This is a genomic window from Croceibacter sp. (assembly GCF_002716225.1).
In the GTDB taxonomy this organism is placed as follows: Bacteria; Bacteroidota; Bacteroidia; order Flavobacteriales; family Flavobacteriaceae; genus Croceibacter; species Croceibacter atlanticus.
In genome coordinates this window covers 1-19,453 of the sequence record NZ_PAZX01000012.1, presented here as the reverse complement: position 1 = coordinate 19,453, position 19,453 = coordinate 1, and the positions used below count along the sequence as shown (strand labels likewise).

The 19,453-nt window shown below is 40.3% G+C and carries 14 protein-coding genes and 1 pseudogene; all 15 read left to right on the top strand.

Features of this window, described 5'->3' with window-relative positions; genetic code table 11:
* The first annotated feature begins 65 nt into the window (after positions 1-65).
* Positions 66-2,495: a multicopper oxidase domain-containing protein gene (locus CL818_RS09770; RefSeq protein WP_013188088.1), complete on the top strand. Its 2,430-nt coding sequence runs from the start codon at positions 66-68 to the stop codon at positions 2,493-2,495.
* Positions 2,496-2,525: 30 nt separating this feature from the next.
* Complete coding sequence (locus CL818_RS09765; RefSeq protein ID WP_272973895.1) at positions 2,526-3,116, top strand: DUF3347 domain-containing protein; 591 nt, start codon at positions 2,526-2,528, stop codon at positions 3,114-3,116.
* Positions 3,117-3,572: a heme-binding domain-containing protein gene (locus CL818_RS09760; protein WP_013188086.1), complete on the top strand. Its 456-nt coding sequence runs from the start codon at positions 3,117-3,119 to the stop codon at positions 3,570-3,572.
* Between the two features lie 80 nt (positions 3,573-3,652).
* On the top strand, positions 3,653-4,879 hold the full coding sequence (locus CL818_RS09755; RefSeq protein WP_013188085.1) for a permease: 1,227 nt from the start codon (positions 3,653-3,655) through the stop codon (positions 4,877-4,879).
* A gap of 2 nt (positions 4,880-4,881) precedes the next feature.
* Positions 4,882-7,383, top strand: a complete 2,502-nt coding sequence (locus CL818_RS09750; protein ID WP_286972874.1) for a heavy metal translocating P-type ATPase — start codon at positions 4,882-4,884, stop codon at positions 7,381-7,383.
* A 19-nt stretch (positions 7,384-7,402) separates the two neighbouring features.
* Positions 7,403-7,987 (top strand): DUF2911 domain-containing protein, encoded by a 585-nt coding sequence (locus CL818_RS09745; protein ID WP_013188083.1) that lies wholly within the window; start codon positions 7,403-7,405, stop codon positions 7,985-7,987.
* A 1-nt stretch (position 7,988) separates the two neighbouring features.
* On the top strand, positions 7,989-8,696 hold the full coding sequence (locus tag CL818_RS09740) for a PepSY domain-containing protein (RefSeq protein WP_013188082.1): 708 nt from the start codon (positions 7,989-7,991) through the stop codon (positions 8,694-8,696).
* A gap of 24 nt (positions 8,697-8,720) precedes the next feature.
* Positions 8,721-9,212, top strand: a complete 492-nt coding sequence (locus tag CL818_RS09735; RefSeq protein WP_013188081.1) for a DUF305 domain-containing protein — start codon at positions 8,721-8,723, stop codon at positions 9,210-9,212.
* 4 nt (positions 9,213-9,216) lie between these two features.
* Positions 9,217-10,953: an efflux RND transporter periplasmic adaptor subunit gene (locus tag CL818_RS09730; protein WP_272973893.1), complete on the top strand. Its 1,737-nt coding sequence runs from the start codon at positions 9,217-9,219 to the stop codon at positions 10,951-10,953.
* Positions 10,954-11,519: 566 nt separating this feature from the next.
* Entirely contained in the window at positions 11,520-15,941 is a 4,422-nt protein-coding gene (locus CL818_RS09725; RefSeq protein WP_286972864.1) for a CusA/CzcA family heavy metal efflux RND transporter, read from the top strand.
* A gap of 5 nt (positions 15,942-15,946) precedes the next feature.
* Complete coding sequence (locus tag CL818_RS09720) at positions 15,947-17,173, top strand: efflux RND transporter periplasmic adaptor subunit (RefSeq protein WP_286972862.1); 1,227 nt, start codon at positions 15,947-15,949, stop codon at positions 17,171-17,173.
* 87 nt (positions 17,174-17,260) lie between these two features.
* Entirely contained in the window at positions 17,261-17,821 is a 561-nt protein-coding gene (locus CL818_RS09715) for a cation diffusion facilitator family transporter (protein WP_353743987.1), read from the top strand.
* Entirely contained in the window at positions 17,814-18,236 is a 423-nt protein-coding gene (locus CL818_RS09710) for a Fur family transcriptional regulator (protein WP_015361364.1), read from the top strand. Before CL818_RS09715 ends, CL818_RS09710 begins: the two co-directional genes overlap by 8 nt.
* A 27-nt stretch (positions 18,237-18,263) precedes the next feature.
* The gene (locus CL818_RS09705) at positions 18,264-19,055 is read left to right on the top strand and encodes a cation efflux transmembrane domain-containing protein (protein WP_181898143.1); all 792 of its coding nucleotides are present in this window, start codon (positions 18,264-18,266) and stop codon (positions 19,053-19,055) included.
* A gap of 33 nt (positions 19,056-19,088) precedes the next feature.
* Positions 19,089-19,453 (top strand): annotated as a pseudogene (locus CL818_RS09700) (heavy metal translocating P-type ATPase); the annotation flags it as partial.

Below are 19,453 nucleotides of genomic sequence, written 5' to 3'. Positions count from 1 at the left end.
AACCATAATTATGACACAAGCTGTTGATTTACAGCAGTAATTTTATCCAAATAAAATTAAGAACTATGAAATATAAAATCACATTACTTCTAACAATGCTTATCACTTTTGGTGCAAAAGCCCAATTGGTAGCGAATGAAACTGAAGAAAATGTTGACAACTGGCCAGAACGGATTTATGACCTTACTATAGATTATAAAACCGTAAACTTTACGGGCAAGGATGTACAGGCAATGACCATTAATGGTGGCATACCTGGTCCCAATCTCGAGTTCAACGAAGGCGAGTTTGCCATTATCAACGTTACCAATAAAATGGATGTGGAAACATCTGTCCATTGGCACGGGATGATATTACCTAATTTCCACGATGGCGTACCGTATTTGACCACACCACCTATCCGTCCAGGGGAAACCTTTCAATACAAATTTGCATTGAAACAATCTGGAACCTATTGGTATCATTCCCATACTGGGTTACAGGAACAACGTGGGGTGTATGGTTCATTACAGATAAATCCAAAGGAAACCGATTTAGAATATGACAAAGATTTGGTCTTAGTGCTTTCGGATTGGGTAGATGAAAATCCACAATCTCAACTTAAAAATTTGAAGCGTGGCAATGAGTGGTATTTAATTAAAAAAGGTCAGGTTCAAAGTCTGGATAAATTAATTGCCCAAGGCGCAGTAGGTGCCAAGTTAAAGATGGCGTGGCAACGTATGCCAGATATGGCTATTTCAGATAATTATTTTGACAAGTTTTTTATCAATGGTGGTACTTCACAGGAATATCCAGATTTTCAGCCCGGCGAGCGCGTGAGGCTTCGATTTGTAAACGCAGCCGCAGCGTCTTATTTCTGGCTCACATTTGGTGGCGAAGACCCAATGCTCGTATCTGCCGATGGACTTGATGTGGTTCCAGTAGAACATAACAAAACTTTGATTGGCGTTGCCGAAACCTATGATTTTATAGTGACGATTCCAGAAAGTGGAAAACTTCAAGTAAGAGCTACGGCACAGGATGGTTCTGGCGAAGCTTCGGCATTTATAGGAACTGGAAATGTACTGGAAGCACCTGTAGTTCCAGAACCTAATCTTATAAAGAATATGAAGCAAATGATGTCTATGGGTATGAAGATGGGCGCACCTGCTTCAAAATTTAATCCTTCAAAAAACGATTCCATTCAAGTAATGGAAAAGTACAAAATGGATATGGGCGGAATGCAGATGAATAGTATGTCTATGATGGATGATAATATGAAAAAGGGTGAAATGGAAATGGATTCTACCAAGATGGCTCACACTAAAATGGACCATTCTAAAATGGATATGAAGGATGATAAAATGAAAATGTCCAAGTCAGAAATGAAGATGAACAAAGGCAAGGCCAATATGAAAATGGATGGCGGTATGGATATGGGCGAAATGAAAATGGGATATATGGTGCCAAAAGATAAAGTGGTAGGCGATAATATGAAAACGGGTGGTAATCCCGAGTTCAATTACAACTACTTAAGGGCTAAAGAACCTACCGAATTTGAAAACGATAAGCCCGTAAAGGAAATGCTTTTCAACCTTACAGGAAATATGAACCGCTACGTCTGGTCTATCAACGGTGTGCCCCTTTCAGAAACAGATAAGATAAAAATCGAGCAAGGCGAAGTCGTGCGTATCACACTTAACAATCTCACGATGATGCACCACCCTATGCACTTGCACGGCCACTTCTTTAGAGTATTGAACGAGAACGGTGAGTATTCACCACTAAAGCATACTGTTAACGTGGCACCAATGCAAAAAGTCGTATTTGAGTTTGCCGCTGATGAAACTGGTGATTGGTTTTTCCATTGTCACATCCTTTATCATATGATGAGCGGTATGGCAAGGGTTTTCAGTTACGATACACCTCGTGACGAACGATTAGAAGGCTACCCACTTACTAACCTTACCAACGAAGCAGACCACATATTCACTTGGGGCGAAATCACGGCTGCAAGTCATATGACCGAGCTTTACGCTACTGCAACAAATATCAGAAATCAATTTGCGCTAAGGGGCGAATATGGATGGAACAAAAATCTGGAAGCCGAGTTTACCTACGAGCGCTATCTCAATGATTACTTCCGAGTTTTTGGTGGTGTAAATGTAGAGAATGAAGGTGAGGACAGCCTTGAAGAAATAAACACAACCGCTATTGCTGGTGTACGATGGTTAATGCCATTGCTCATTAATTCAGATTTCAGAATTGACAGCAAACTGCGTCCACAGATAAGTTTTAGTACGGGCTTTATGATTTTTCCCCACCTTGGAATTTATGGCGAGTATGAATACCAGATGGACTTTGGCTGGGACGGCAAATTACCCGAAGGTCAGGACTTTGAAGAAGAAACCACGTGGCAAGTTGGACTTGAATACGTATTGAGCCGTGACTTCTCATTAATGGGAAGCTATGACAACCGCTTTGGCGCTGGTGGTGGACTCTCATTAAGATTTTAGAACAATTATTAACTTAAATAAATAACAAAAATGAAAACAGTAAAAAGAACAATAGGTACAATGGCACTTGCTGCTATAATGGTGTTAACGGTTTCCTGCAAGGATGGAAACAAAAATGAACCTGCTGCACCTATGAGCAACGAGATGCACCAAGAATCTATGGATGACAAAGACAATATGGCAATGAATGACAACCAAGATGCAAAAGCAGTCCTACAAGACTACTTTAAACTAAAAGATGCACTTGTCGAGACGAATAATGACAAAGCAAAACAATTGGGTGCCACGCTGGCAAGCACTTTAGGCAGTTTTGATGCATCGACCTATTCAGATAACGAGCAACAAGAACTCAAGGATATTTTGGAAGACGCAATTGAACACGCAGAACACATTTCAGAAAGTGATATGGCACACCAACGTGAGCACTTTAAGATATTAAGCAAGGATGTTACCGATATGGTTGCCATTACCGGAACTGAGATGAAGATATACGAGCAATTCTGCCCTATGTATAATAATAATGAGGGTGGTGCTTGGCTTAGTATGAACGAAGAAATAAGAAACCCTTATTTCGGTGACAAAATGTTGAAATGCGGTAAAGTACAGCGAGAAATCAACTAATTGAAGTTTTTAAAAATCATAGCGTGGCTTGCCCTTGTGGCATTTATTGTGATTCAGTTCTTTCCAACAACCCTGAACGAGAGAGATACTGTACCGCAAAGTGATTTTATGGTCGAAAATCAAGTGCCTGCAACGATAAAAAATCGGTTGCAGGTTTCTTGCTACGATTGCCACAGCAATAATACAGATTATCCGTGGTATAGTAAGATACAGCCTTCGGCTTGGTATCTGGAAGACCACATACAAGAAGGTAAGGACGAACTTAATTTTAATGAATGGGCAGAGTATTCAGACAGGCGAAAGAATAGTAAACTTCGGTCTATCATAAGCCAAATTGAAGAAGATGAAATGCCCTTGGATTCTTATACACTCATTCACAGGGATGCAATTCTTTCAGATGAAGATAAGACGTTGATAGTAGATTTTATAACAGCGTTAAAAGACAGTTTGGAATAAAGTCCTGATATGGGAAGGGAACGTTGATGGTTGGTTAGTTAGTAGCCCTTCCCTTGTCAGGCACAATAAAATAAAGATGTATGAATGATTTTTTGAAACAATGGGGCGAAGCCGCCTATACCACCACCGGATTTTTCTGGATGGCGCTTTGGGCATTCATATTGGGTTACATCATCAGTAGTATGATACAAGTTTTCGTGACCGAAAAACGGATGCAGAAAACAATGGGCGAGAACGAGAAGAAAAGTGTACTTCTTGGGACATTTTTTGGTTTTATAAGCAGTTCGTGCAGCTTTGCCGCACTCGCTTCTACCAAGTCCATTTTTAAGAAAGGTGCAAGCTTTGTATCATCCATTGCATTTTTACTTGCATCTACAAACCTTGTCATTGAGCTTGGTATAATCATTTCCATTTTCTTGGGATGGCAGTTTGTAGTGGGCGAATATGTGGGTGGTATTTTACTCATACTCATTTGTTGGGTTCTCATTCGCATTATCAATCCCAAAAAGCTCATCGAAAAAGCACGGAAAAATCTTGAAGGGCAGGATGATGATGAAATGGAAGATTCCAAAGACTGGAAAAAACAGATTCAACAGGAAGATAGCTGGGCAAGGGTCGCCAAGAAATATAAGATGGAATGGCAAATGGTCTGGAAGGATGTAACCGTAGGCTTTACCATTGCAGGTATCGTTGCCGCCTTCGTCCCAGATTCGTTTTTCCAAACGCTGTTTATAAATAGTGGTCAAGGTAAAACCGATTTTACCTTTCTCGAAGTTATGGAACATATTGTTGTGGGTCCGGTTGCGGCATTTTTAACTTTTATCGGCTCGATGGGAAACATTCCATTGGCAGCTTTGTTGTTTGGTAAAGGTGTGAGTTTTGCAGGTGTAATGGCATTTATTTTTAGTGATTTGGTAGTTTTTCCCGTACTACGCATCAATGCAAAATACTATGGCTGGAAAATGTCGTTTTTTATCGTATTCCTATTGTTTACAGCATTGATCGGTACGTCTCTTGCGCTTCATTATAGTTTTGATTTGTTGAGCATATTACCAGATCCATCACAGGTAAAAATACAAGACAAAGAACATTTCAAAATTGATTACACCTTCTATTTGAATATTGCTTTCCTCGCAATTTCAGCGTATCTGGTTTATCTCGGATTTTTCAAGAAAAAAGATGTGGAACACTCAATGAGTGAAATGGCACCAAAGAGCCCTTTGCTTGAAAGTGTATTAAAATATGTTGCTATCGCTTGCTATATCTGGCTGGCAGGTGGTTTAATCACTAAATTTTTAATTCTATGACAATGAAACACACCTATCACATACACGGAATGACCTGCAATGGTTGCCGAAACCACGTCGAACAGACGCTTTCCAAAATCGAAGGTGTAACTAATGCATCTGTCGATTTAGAAAAAGCCGAAGCGACCATAGAAATGCAAGCACATATTCCCATCGAAAAATTTCAAGATGCTCTAAAAGCGGACGGTGGGCGATACAGTATCCATCAGAATGGTGAACACCATCATACCCACGATAAGAAGAAAGTTGAACAACCTAAAGCCAAAGGAACGGGAACGTTCTATTGCCCGATGCATTGCGAGGGCGATAAAACCTATGACCAACCAGGCGACTGTCCTGTTTGCGGAATGGATTTAGTTGAAGAAGTTAATCTAAAGGCTACTTCCAACACCCAATATACCTGCCCGATGCATCCCGAAATTGTAAAAGACGAACTGGGAAGCTGTCCAATCTGTGGGATGGATTTAGTGCCTATGGAACCCGACCTTTCCGCAGAGGAAAAGACCTATAAAAAACTACTGAAAAAGTTCTGGATAGCGGTCGCTTTCACATTGCCCATTTTTATCATTGCAATGTCCGAAATGCTGCCCAACAATCCGTTATATGATGTTTTAGAATTAAAATATTGGAATTGGATTCAATTTGCACTTTCCATTCCTGTGGTATTCTACGCCACTTGGATGTTTTTTGAACGTGCCTATCGAAGTATTAAAACGTGGAACCTAAATATGTTTACGCTTATCGGTATCGGTGCAGGCGTTGCTTGGCTATTTAGTGTGTTCGGAATGCTCGTGCCTGATTTTTTCCCAAACCAATTTAAGACCGAAGCAGGTACGGTTCACGTCTATTTTGAGGCGGCAACGGTCATTTTAACTTTGGTATTGCTTGGGCAGGTTCTTGAAGCCCGTGCTCATAGCAAGACAAATTCCGCAGTCAAAGAACTTTTAAAATTGGCACCGAATAAGGCTGTAAAAGTAGTTGATGGCGAAGAACAGGAAGTAGCCATCGATGAAATCGAATTGGGTGATATTCTGCGTGTGAAGCCGGGCGATAAGATTCCCGTAGATGGTGTAATTACCGAAGGCGAAACTTCCATCGATGAATCGATGATTACAGGCGAACCCATTCCCGTAAACAAATCTACCGATGATAAAGTAAGTAGTGGCACAATCAACGGTAATCAATCCTTTTTGATGAAAGCTGAAAAGGTTGGATCTGACACCTTGTTATCACAGATTATACAGATGGTCAATGATGCCAGTCGTAGCCGTGCGCCAATTCAGAAATTAGCAGATACCGTTTCAGGATATTTCGTGCCAATCGTGGTCATTATCGCTGCTGTGACATTCGGCGTTTGGGCAATTTGGGGCCCAGAACCAGCCTATGTATATGCCTTGGTCAATGCCATTGCCGTATTGATTATTGCCTGTCCGTGTGCTTTGGGGCTTGCGACACCAATGTCCGTAATGGTCGGTGTTGGTAAAGGGGCACAGAATGGGGTGCTTATCAAAAATGCCGAAGCCCTTGAAAAAATGGATAAGGTAGATACCTTAATTGTTGACAAAACAGGAACGATAACCGAAGGCAAACCAACGGTCGAGACGGTAGGTTCTTTTGATAGTAAAATAACTGAAAACGAAGTGCTACAATTTATTGCTTCCCTTAACAGTCAAAGTGAACATCCGCTGGCAGAAGCCACCGTAAAATATGGAAAAGAACAAAACGCAGAGTTTTTAAAAGCAGATGGATTCAACGCAGTTACCGGAAAGGGTGTTGAAGGTAAAGTGAACGGCAATGAAGTGGCTTTGGGCAACGCCAAAATGATGGAACAGGCAAATGCCACGCTTACCGAAGCTATGGAAAATGAGGCACAATCCTATCAAAAACAAGGAAAGACCGTTTCCTATCTCGCCATTGATGCTAACATCGTTGGTTATGTGGTCATAGGTGACAAAATAAAGGAAACGAGCGCAAAAGCTATCAAGGATTTGCAGAATAAGGGAATTGCGGTCATTATGCTTACTGGTGATAATCACGACACCGCCAAAGCTGTCGCAGATGAACTTAACCTTGCAGATTTTCAAGCAAGTATGCTACCGGAAAACAAATTACAGGAAGTCGAGAAATTACAAGAGCAAGGCAAGGTGGTTGCAATGGCAGGCGACGGCATCAACGACGCACCTGCATTAGCTAAAAGTGATGTAGGTATCGCTATGGGAACAGGTACGGATGTTGCCATTGAGAGTGCAGCCATTACCTTGGTGAAAGGCGATTTACACGGTATCGTAAAGGCAAGAAACCTAAGTGAAGCAGTAATGCGCAATATCAAACAAAACCTCTTTTTTGCAATGATTTATAACACGCTGGGTATCCCGATTGCGGCAGGACTATTGTACCCGTTTTTCGGAATACTCTTATCGCCAATGATTGCGGCTTTAGCGATGAGCTTTAGTTCGGTTTCGGTAATCGCCAACTCATTACGTTTAAAAAGTAAAAACATATAATCTAACTAATTGAATACTTATGAAATATAAAATTTTGATAATCCTATTGGTAGTTGCTGTCAGCGGATGTAAAAACGAAGAAAAGAACAATCCCAAAATAGAGACAGAACACAATCATACTCGAAGTGAGCCTAAATCCGAGAACAAAAAAACTTTAAGCCCACATACATCGGCAATGGCGATGATAGGTGATGCACATATTCATATAGATTATTCGTCGCCAGGCGTGAGGAATAGAATTATTTTCGGTGGTTTATTGGCATACGACCAAGTCTGGCAGGCTGGTGCCCATATGGCTACTTGGCTGGAAACAAATAAGGATTTAGAAATTGACGGTAAAGAATTGAAAGCCGGGAAATATGGGTTTTTTGTAATTCCGAATCAGGAAGAATGGACTGTCATTTTCAACAGGAATTGGAACCAACACGGTAAGGACGACTATACTGAAAATGATGATGTATTACGATTTAAAGTGACACCTCAAATTTCCGAAGACATCAAGGAACATTTAGAGTATAAAGTTAACAAAACAACTGAGACTTCAGGAACAATCTCAATGAGTTGGGAAAAAGTCACGATTGAATTTCCTTTTGAAATAAAGTAAAATGGTGAACAGAAAAACAGCGAAATGGATTAGAAAAGCGCACCGCTATTTGGGTATCTTTTTAGGTATTCAGTTTCTGATGTGGACGATTAGCGGGATGTATTTCAGTTGGACGAACATTGACGAGATACACGGCGACCATTTTAAGAAAGCTGCACCTGTGCAGACCTCATTTAATGATTTGCTCGGCACAGCCCAACTTGCTGTAATAGAACCTGTACAATCCTTGGAACTACTGGAAATAGCAAATGAACCTTACTATTGGATTAATGAAGCACAGCTTTACAATGCAAGAACGGGACAAATGAAAAATGGAATTTCTAAAGAAGAGGCACAACAAGTTGCAAGTAGGTATATGTTGAACGATTTAGAAATAGTAAAAATTCAATTAGTCGATTCTGTTGGGCCACATCACGAATATCGCGGTCGCCCACTTCCAGCTTATGAAATCTCGTATGAGACACCACAAAATTTAAAAGCCTATGTGGCGGTTGAGAATGGCGCTTTTCAAACGGTGAGACACAGGGATTGGCGCTGGTTTGATTTTCTATGGATGACCCATACAATGGATTATCAGGGAAGGGATAATTTCAACACGTTGTTGTTAAGGGCATTTTCACTTTTGGGATTGATAACTGTCTTAAGCGGTTTCGTTTTGTGGTATATCAGTTCCCCATCAATCAGAAAACTAAAAAAGAAGATTAAATAATTAGTGACAAAAAAACCAAAAATTATGAATTCAAATGAACACACAAATTCAGGAAAATCTAAAAATCACTATACACGTTTTGTAGCGATGTTGGCTTGCTCTTTTGTAGCAATGTACATTACGATGTATTTAAACACCTATGAATGGGACCACGTTTGGTTTAGCCTAACGAGATTTTATATGGTCTGCCTTGGTATCGCAGCTATGGCCATCATTATGTTTGTGGCAATGCGTGGAATGTATCAAAATAAAAAAAAGAATATCGCCATAGTCTTGGGAAGTATCGTTCTCTTTGTAGGTGCATTGGGACTGGTACGCGACCAAAAATCCACCGTAGGCGATATTCTTTGGATGAAAGCAATGATACCACACCATTCCATTGCAATTCTAACAAGTGAACGAGCTGATATTGAAGACCCAGAAGTCAAAAAATTGGCTGAAGAAATCATAAAAGCACAACGTAGGGAAATTGCCGAAATGAAAGAAATGATTGAACGTTTAGAAAACGAAAAATAAGATTATGAACAAGAACATTTTATATATAGCAATAGCCGTAATAATAGGTTTGGGCGCAGGCTGGCTCATTTTTGGAAACGGGTCAAGTGATACTATGGCAAATAAGGATATATCCGATATGTCCGATCAACACGACCACTCTGGCGAGAGTGCAGACCAGATGTGGACGTGCTCAATGCATCCACAGATTATGCAACCAGAAGCTGGCGATTGTCCTATATGTGGAATGGACTTAATTCCTGCTGAAGCTGGTGCTGAAGGTCTCGCTGCAAACGAGATAAAAATGACTGAAAACGCAATGGCGTTGGCAAATATCCAAACCACCATTGTAGGTAATGCAGAAACAAGCGATGATGATGGGATGATATCCCTTTCGGGAAAAATAGCTGCAAACGAAGAAAACAATACCGTACAATCCAGTTATTTTAAAGGCAGAATAGAACGACTTAACGTCAACTATGAAGGTCAGCAAGTAAACCGTGGTCAGTTACTGGCAACCATTTACGCACCAGACCTTGTAGCGGCACAGCAGGAATTGATTACCGCAGCATCGTTGAAAGCATCGCAACCTGCTTTATACAAAGCCGTTCGTAACAAGCTCAAAAACTGGAAACTATCAGATACACAAATCAATGCCATAGAAGAAAGTGGAACGGTACGTGAGAATTTCCCGATTTATGCGACGGTTTCCGGAACGGTTTCAGAAGTAATGGCAGCACAGGGCGATTACGTAAATCAAGGGGAACCTATTGTAAAGTTGAGCAACCTAAATTCTGTCTGGGCAGAATTCGATGCTTATGAAAATCAGATAGCACAGTTCAATGTTGGGCAAAAAATCAACATTACGACCAATGCCTATCCAAACAAAGAATTTGAAGGCACTATTTCTTTTATTGACCCTATTTTAAATAATACAACACGTACAGTAACGGTGCGAGCAACACTTCAAAATAGAGACGACCTATTTAAGCCAGGAATGTTTGTGACGGGCAAGGTTAAAGGCGCAACGCAAACTATGGAAAATACACTTTCCGTGCCTGCAAGTGCTGTGTTATGGACGGGCGAGCGCTCATTGGTATATGTGAAAACCAATCCTAATGAACCTGTATTTGAAATGCGTGAAGTAACCTTGGGCAATCGCTCTGGCGACAATTACCAAGTATCGGCTGGACTGAATAATGGCGATGAAATCGTTACCAATGGAACATTTACAGTAGATGCAGCTGCGCAACTACAAGGTAAAAAATCAATGATGAATCAGCAGATGATGCAGGATGAATCAGCTATGATGGGCGATATGGAAATGAGTTTCGACGAAGGGTTTAGTTCTGATTTTAATGAAGCATTACCATCATATCTCAAAATGAAAGATGCATTGGTAGAAAGCGATGCTGGTCAGGTTTCCAATTTCGCGAAAGCGACATCAAAAAAATTAAAGGAAATTTCTACATCGGATTTAGGCAAAATGGAAAAGCAACATCTTACCAAAAGTATCGAGATGCTGGATGCCATTGCAACCAATGAAAATCTGGAAAACCAGCGAGCACATTTTGTGATACTTAATGAGAATATCGTGCCTATTGCAATGAGCATAGAAAACTCGACAAATTATTACATTCAGAAATGCCCTATGGCAAATAACAATAAAGGTGCGGTATGGTTAAGTATGGAAGAAGAAATAAGAAATCCATACTATGGCGATGCAATGTTGACTTGCGGAAGTGTGATTGATTCGTTGTAAAAACCCTTTGCAACTCAATTGCATCATTATTCTTTTATCTTTGTAATATATATGAAAGCATTTTGTTCTATATCAATGGCAATCTTATTCCTTTTTCAAGGGGCTACAGCCAATATGGAAATATGTGAACAAATAGAGAAGTTTTCACATTTTTTATCGCATTACCAAATGCATAAAGAGTATGGTGGAGATACGTTTTATGAATATGTAGTAGAGGTAGTTTTCAATGATGAGTCTGATAACAAAGACCATCACGATGGCTCGCACGACGATAGTGCGCCTGTACATTCACATCATCAATGCTGTTATCCTACAGTTTTTTTAACGCCTTCTAACGCATTAACCATAAAGCCACTTCTCTTTGAAAAAAGGGTGACATATTCATATTATTCTTTTCAATTCAATTCCAGATATCTGGAATCTCTTTTCCAACCACCTCGGGCATAATTCAGTTTTAATAGGATAACTATATCCTTTTTGAAGTTTTCCTAACAGGAATACTCAACTATGTTTTTGCTTTTGCGAAAGCGTAAAGTCATTTATTAACTGAATTAATTTTCTAATCTATGATTAACAAAATCATTGATTTTTCAATCAATAACAAATTTATTATTGGCTTGTTTACCTTGACTCTTGTGGGTGTCGGTATCTGGTCAATGGCAACGGTAAATCTTGGGTCTGTGCCAGATATTACCAATAATCAAGTGCAAGTCATCACGCAATCGCCTAATCTGGGAACGGAAGACATTGAACAGTTCGTAACCTATCCTGTAGAATTATCTATGGGTAATTTACCTGGCGTTACCGAAATAAGATCTATCTCACGTTTCGGACTCTCTGTAGTAACCATCGTTTTTGAAGACGATATGGGGACTTATCTTCCTAGACAACTGGTAGGGGAAAAACTCAACGAACTTGGAGAATCTATACCTGAAAAATTTGGAAGTCCTTCGATGGGACCTATTTCCACAGGATTAGGTCAAATTTATGAATACACCATTCAGCCAGGGAAAGGATTTGAAAACAGATATTCGCCTATGGAACTGCGTACCGTACAGGACTGGGTTATCAAACGACAACTTACTTTACTGGAAGGTGTGGTAGAAGTTAACTCATATGGTGGTAGCATTAAGCAGTACGAAGTTGCCGTCGATCCAGAAAAGTTAAATAGTATGGGCATCAGCATTTCACAAGTGTATGATGCTCTTGCTATGAACAATGTCAATACAGGTGGTGCCTATATTGAGAAAAATAAAATGTCAAACTTCATAAGAGGCGAAGGTCTTATTCGCTCTTTGGAAGACATCAAGAATATCTCGATTATCAACGAAGGCAACATTCCCATAACAATTGGAGATGTAGCAACGCGTGTCCATTTTGGGAGTCAGGTACGTTATGGTGCATTTACCCAAGACGGTAAGGAAGCCGTGGGCGGTATGATTATGATGCTCAAGGGTTCTAATCCTAATGCAGTTATTCAAAATGTAAAGGATCGTATGGCAGAAATTGAAAAATCCCTGCCAGAAGGTTTAACGATCGCCCCTATCATTGATCGTAGTGAGCTAATTGCCAGAACGACCGATACCGTTAAAACCAATTTACTGGAAGGCGCCCTAATCGTGATATTTGCCCTTGTTTTATTGTTGGGTAGTTTAAGAGGTGGCATCATAACGGCCACGACCATACCGTTGTCCTTGCTTTTTGCCTTTATATTAATGAAGCAATTTAATGTATGGGCAAACTTAATGAGCTTGGGAGCTATTGATTTTGGGATTATCATAGATGGTGCGGTAATTATTATAGAAGGAACGGTTTATGAGATCCAAAAACGAATTAGGTCTGGCAAGCTAAAATTCAATCAAGGAGTGATGGATAAAGTAGCTTATGATGCAGGAAGCACGATGATGGGTTCCGCTTTTTTTGGACAGATAATTATCCTCATCGTTTTTACGCCTATACTTTTTCTAACTGGTGTAGAAGGTAAAATGTTTAAACCTATGGCATACACCTTTGGCTTTGCAATGATAGGTGCCATCATCTTGTGTCTCACGTATGTGCCTATGATGGCAGCGCTTTTTATGAAACCAGTACAAAATACCAAAAACTGGTTCGGCAGGTTTGAGCGCTGGCTCGAAAAAATAAGTGATAAAATTATAGGTGCTATTCATAGTGCATATATGCCATTATTAAAGGGAGCCCTTAAACTAAAACTTATTGTTTTATCAGCTGCTGCCGTATTACTTCTTATTGCTGGTTTTATCTTTTCTAATATGGGTGGAGAATTTGTGCCCCAGCTTGATGAAGGAGATCTAGCAATGCAAGCACTCATTAGACCAGGAAGTTCATTATCCGAATCTATTGAAGTTTCCAAGAAAATAGAAACTATCCTATTAGAAAATTTCCCTGAAATTAAAACAGTCACAGCTCGTATAGGTGTTGCAGATATTCCTACCGATCCTATGCCTATGGATATTGCAGATATGTACATCATCCTAAACAAGAATATGGACCAGTGGACAACAGCTACTACTAAAGAAGGTTTGATAGATGCCATTAGAGACAAATTAGATGAAGAACTCGTAGGTGTGAATTTAGTCTTTACACAACCAGTAGAGTTACGATTTAACGAGCTGTTAGAAGGTGTAAGAGAAGATATTGCGGTAAAGCTGTATGGCGAAGATTTAGAGGTGTTATCACAAAAGGTTCAGGAAATGGCAGCGATTATACAGACCGTTCCTGGCGCTGGTGATGTGAGTGCAGAACGAACTGCAGGATTACCACAGATGACCGTAAAATATAAGCGTGATAAAATGGCGCAATATGGACTGGATATTCAAAAAGTAAATGATTACATAAGTACCGCATTCGCTGGGGGAACCGCAGGAGTAATTTTTGAAGGCGAGAAACGATTTGATCTCGTGGTACGATTTGATGAAAGCCATAGAAAAAGTATCGATGACCTACGCAATATGTATATCGATCTTAAGGATGGCAATCAGATACCCATTATCGAAATAGCCGAAATTGAATACGTCCCTGGACCTATGCAAATTTCACGTGACAATACGTATAGAAGAACCTACGTAGGTGTAAATGCAAGAGGCAGGGATGTGGAGTCTGTAGTAAAAGATATTCAGCAAAAATTAGATGAAGAACTGGACTTGCCATCAGGCTATTATATTACCTATGGTGGCGAGTTTGAAAATCTACAAAGCGCAAAGGATCGTTTGATAATCGTTGTGCCCATCGCCCTGTTTTTAATATTTATACTGCTGTACTTTGCCTTAAAATCCTTTTCACAATCGCTAATGATTTACATAGCGATTCCCTTGGCGGCCATCGGTGGTGTGTTTGCCCTATGGTTGCGGGATATGCCATTTAGTATTTCGGCAGGTGTCGGCTTTATTGTGCTATTTGGTGTTGCAGTTCTTAACGGACTGGTACTTATAAACCGATTTAATTCCTTAAAAGAAGAAGGTGTGATAAGTATAAAGGATAGAATATTTCAAGGGACTAAAGAACGTATTCGTCCCATTATGCTCACGGCCACCACTGATATTTTCGGCTTTTTACCTATGGCATTTTCCACATCGGCCGGTGCAGAAGTCCAACAGCCGCTCGCTACGGTAGTTATTGGTGGGATGCTTACGGCCACCCTACTCACGTTGATAGTACTTCCTGTACTCTATATCTTTATAGAAAAGCGACGTGAGCGCAAAGACCAGAACAAGATTGGTTCGTTTAATCCGCAAGCATTGACCACGATTTTAATACTTGGTTTTATGTTAGGTGGTACCGCTTTGGCGAAAGCGCAACAAACACAAGCACCTGTGCCAGACCTCATTGTTCAGGATAGCATTACACCCTTTACCTTATCTCGGGCTGTAGAAATTGCCAAAGAGAATTATCCAGCACTCAAGACGAGCCAACTCGAAATAGAAAGACAGAGCGCACTCACGGGCAATGCCTATGACTTCGGTAATACTAAAGTATTTACAGGTGGCGAAGAAGTGGCAGATGGTCAGGGCATTTATACCTTGATAGGTATCGGTCAACAAAATATTGATCTATTGGGAATAGGTGCTAAAAAACGTTTGCAACAACAACGCATCCAGTTAGCCGAAACAGCTCTTGACCTTTCGGAAATCCAGATAGAACGGGAAGTCAAAAAGGCCTGGTCAGAAGCTTTTCAGGCAAAGAAGAAGTTTGTTTTGTACCGAGAACTGGACAGCATTTATGATCAGTTTGCACAATCTGTAGAACTCAATTATGAAGTGGAAGCCATTTCAAGACTGGAATATGCTGCTGCGCGCAATCAAGCACTACAAATTAACAATAAGTTTCAGCAGGCAGAAACAGACTATTTCATCGCCTTGCAAAAGCTCAACCTTTGGTTGACACCAGATGCGATGTACGGCGTTTCTGATGAATTGGGAGCTAGTGAAATTTCAATTTTAGAGTCTGATAATACATTGAATGATCATCCTGAGTTATCGCTTTCGCGAAAGCGTATAGACGAAGCACAAGCAAGCTATGACGCAGCAAGGGCAAATTTACTGCCCCAGTTTAATCTGCAAGGTGGCCTGCAACGTGTCAATGGCGATAGTGGTTTTTATACCTATCAAGCTGGGATTTCCATACCACTGTTTTCTGGACCTGTCCGTAGTCGTGCAAAGGCTGCTAAACTCGATGCACAGATTGCAGAAACCAATGCCGCATTCAAACAACGCGAGCTGCAATCCCAATATACACAAGCACAGCAAAATTATACACGATGGCGAGATACTTGGTTTTTCTATAAAACCGAAGCTNTGCCACTTGCCATAGACCAGCGCAAAGGNGCATTGCTNGCNTACAAAGAAGGTGCGCTNGATTATGCAGCATTCACGCAAATNATACGTGATGCCATACANACCGAAATGGACGCGCTNGANGCACTNGATAANTATTTAGANGCNCTGTTTGATTTACAATATTTCCAAAACTAAAAAAGATGAAAACGATAAAANATATACCNATTACCGCNATNTTNNTNGCATTNACNTTANTCAGNTGTGGCGACNCAAAANCTGAAGATGGCCACGATGAAGCCACCCATTCTGANACNNAAGAAAACAATTCTGANGGTGAGACCGGTCAAGNAAACCNTANNGAAGGNGAAGCTNANGAAGTAATGCTCACGGCACAGCAGTTTGANGCCTTACAAATGGAAATTGANACGCTCGCGCAACGCAATATGAGTGGTTATGTAGAAGCAAACGGNACGCTGGAAGTACCACCGCAAAACGAAGCAAATATTACCGCGCTTGCAGGAGCAAATGTGGCATCCATAGAGGTTATAGAAGGAGACGAAGTCAAAAAGAATCAAGCGGTGGCTTATTTATCACATCCCAGCATCATCCAGATTCAATCAGATTATTTGAACGCTTACAGCAATAGTAAATTTCTGAAACAGGAATATGAACGTCAAAAAAGACTTTATGAAGCTGGTGTAGCATCAGGAATGAATTTCCAAAAAGCAACGGCAGACTATCAGTCATCTACCGCAATGGTAAAAGGGCTTGAAGCGCAGTTGCGACAGTACAACATCAATACGAGTGGTGTGCGCAATGGTACAATCTATCAGAGTGTGGCATTGCGCAGTCCCATAGCAGGTGTCTTAGAAAAAGTATTTATAAAGACTGGGCAATATGTGGAGCCACAGACCAACTTAATGCAAATAGTAGATACAGACCACGTGCACGCAGATTTAATGGTTTTTGAAAAAGATGTGGACAAAGTGAAGAAAGGCCAAAAAGTACGTTTCAGTATTCAATCGAGGCCAGGAAAAGAGNTGGAAGCCGAAATTTATTCGGTTAGTCAAACTTTTGAGCAAGATCCAAAAGCGGTTCACGTTCACGCTGAAATTGAGAATAAAGGAGGTGGTCTTATCCCTGGTATGTATATAAAAGGTAAAATTGAAGTTGATTACCAACAGACTACTGCACTACCTGAAAGTGCCATAGTTACAGAAGCTGGAAAGAATTATGTATTTACAGCGCAAAAAGAAGGCGATGCTTGGAGTTTTAAACCAGTAGAGGTTACAACAGGCGAGAAAGATGGCGACTGGATAGCCATACGCTTTTTTGAAACCCCAGATCCTAACACACGTTTTGCATTCAACAATGCCTATTACCTGATGGGAGAAATGAAAAAGGGAGAAACTGAACACGAACATTAANNNNTATGNANGAAGACAAGAAAANANAATNTNAAANAAGCCAGNACACTACAGATTTGGAACGTTATTTATGATGTTATTGAAGTNGTGGTCTCGCTTATAGCAGGATTTACGGCNAATAGTTCNGCATTNATTGGTTGGGGATTAGACAGCACGATTGAAGTGGTAAGTGCGGGAACATTAGGCTGGCGACTACACGGCGAGATTAAAGGTATCGATGAAGAAAAAGTAAAACGAAGACAAAAAATCACGTTAAACGTAATTGCAGTTTCCTTTACGCTCATCTGTATTTTCATTTCCTACGATTCCATTACAAAGCTTATAAATAAAGAAACCGCAAACTGGAGCACGATGGGACTGATTATATTATTGGTTTCCCTGGTTGTAAATCCTATCCTGATCTATTTCAAAAGAAAGTATGGAAAGAAATTAGACAGTCCAGCCTTGCTGGCTGATGCTAAAGACACCTTTATTTGCTTATACCAAACCGTGGTCGTACTTATAGGATTGCTATTGGTCAACTGGTTAGGCTGGTGGTGGGCAGATCCTGTGGCGGCATTACTTATCGTTCCGTACGCTGCAAAAGAAGGCTATGAAGCCTACAATAAAGCTAAAAATATCAATTATAACACCGCACAAAATGACTGAAATTGAAAAAACATTAAATGACCATAACGTGCGTCCCACCGCAATGCGCATCTTGATTTATAAGTATATGGCCGATAGGGATGCCGCCATCGCCCTGACTGATATTGAGAATGCTTTCGCAAAAGCGGATAGAACCACATTGTACCGAACCCTAAAAACGTTTGAAGAAAAAAACGTGGTGCATCACATAGATGACGGAACTGGAATCTCTAAATACGCACTTTGTGAAGAAGGCTGTAATTGTGAAATAGAACAGGATTTGCATTTACATTTTCATTGCACTAACTGTGACGAAACAGTTTGTTTAACGGAACAAAAAATCCCGCATATCAATTTGCCAGATGGATATTTGGCAGAGGATGTTAATCTCGTGGTTACGGGAATATGCGAAAAATGCAGCAGTAATTTACTTTAATAAACAAACGAACAAATTAGATTGATTTTGAAAAAAAGCACTTTTATAATAACTAAAATGGACTGCCCTTCAGAAGAGCAGATGATTCGGATGAAGTTAGAGTCTTATGCTCAAGTAAAACACTTGGATTTTGATATTCCAAACAGAAAATTGGAAGTATATCACGTGGACGACGTCAAGGCGATAAAAACGTCTATAGCCAGCTTAAAACTTGGGGATTCCTTAGAAGGAACCACAGAAGCCGAACCACCCGTAATGGAAGACCAATCCAAACAAAAAAGAATCCTATGGTGGGTCTTGGGCATCAACTTTGGCTTTTTCGTTATCGAAATGACCACCGGTTGGATTTCTTCTTCGATGGGTCTTGTGGCAGACTCATTAGATATGCTGGCAGATTCCATCGTATATGCATTAAGCCTATTTGCGGTAGGCGGTGCCATTTCAAGAAAAAAGAAGGTTGCGAAATACAGCGGATACTTTCAGATGGCATTGGCAACACTTGGGTTTGCAGAGGTCTTGAGAAGGTTTTTTAGCAATACCGAAACACCCTTGTTTCAATGGATGATTATCGTTTCAATTTTCGCATTGGCAGGTAATTTGATATCGCTCTGGCTCATCAACAAGGCAAAGAGTCAAGAGGCTCATATGCAGGCAAGTGCCATTTTTACATCCAATGATATTATTGTTAATGGTGGTGTTATAGTAGCTGGGGTGCTGGTTTATTTTCTGAATAGTAAATGGCCCGATTTAGTGATTGGCGGCATCGTTTTCACTTTTGTAATGCGCGGTGCATTGAGAATATTGAAATTATCGAAGTAGTTTTTAAAATGATATCAAACTTGATTAGAACATATGAAAAAGAAAAAAATAAACTTACGTGACTTAGAACCAAAAAAACAACAAGGCGAGCACAGTCACGACGATGGCCATAACCATAGCAGCCCTGAAGAAATTTCAAATTTTAGAACCTATCTACCGGCTATTTTCAGCTTTGTGATGTTGATAGCCGGAATCGCTATTGATTACTTTGATGCGTTTCCTTTCTTCAAAGGATGGATTCGCGTAGTATGGTACACGGTAGCCTATATCCCTGTAGGTTTTCCGGTGATAAGAGAAGGCTGGAAAAGTATTAAAAATGGTGATTTTTTTACGGAATTCTTCTTAATGTCCATAGCCACTTTAGGTGCATTTGCCATTGGCGAATATCCCGAAGGTGT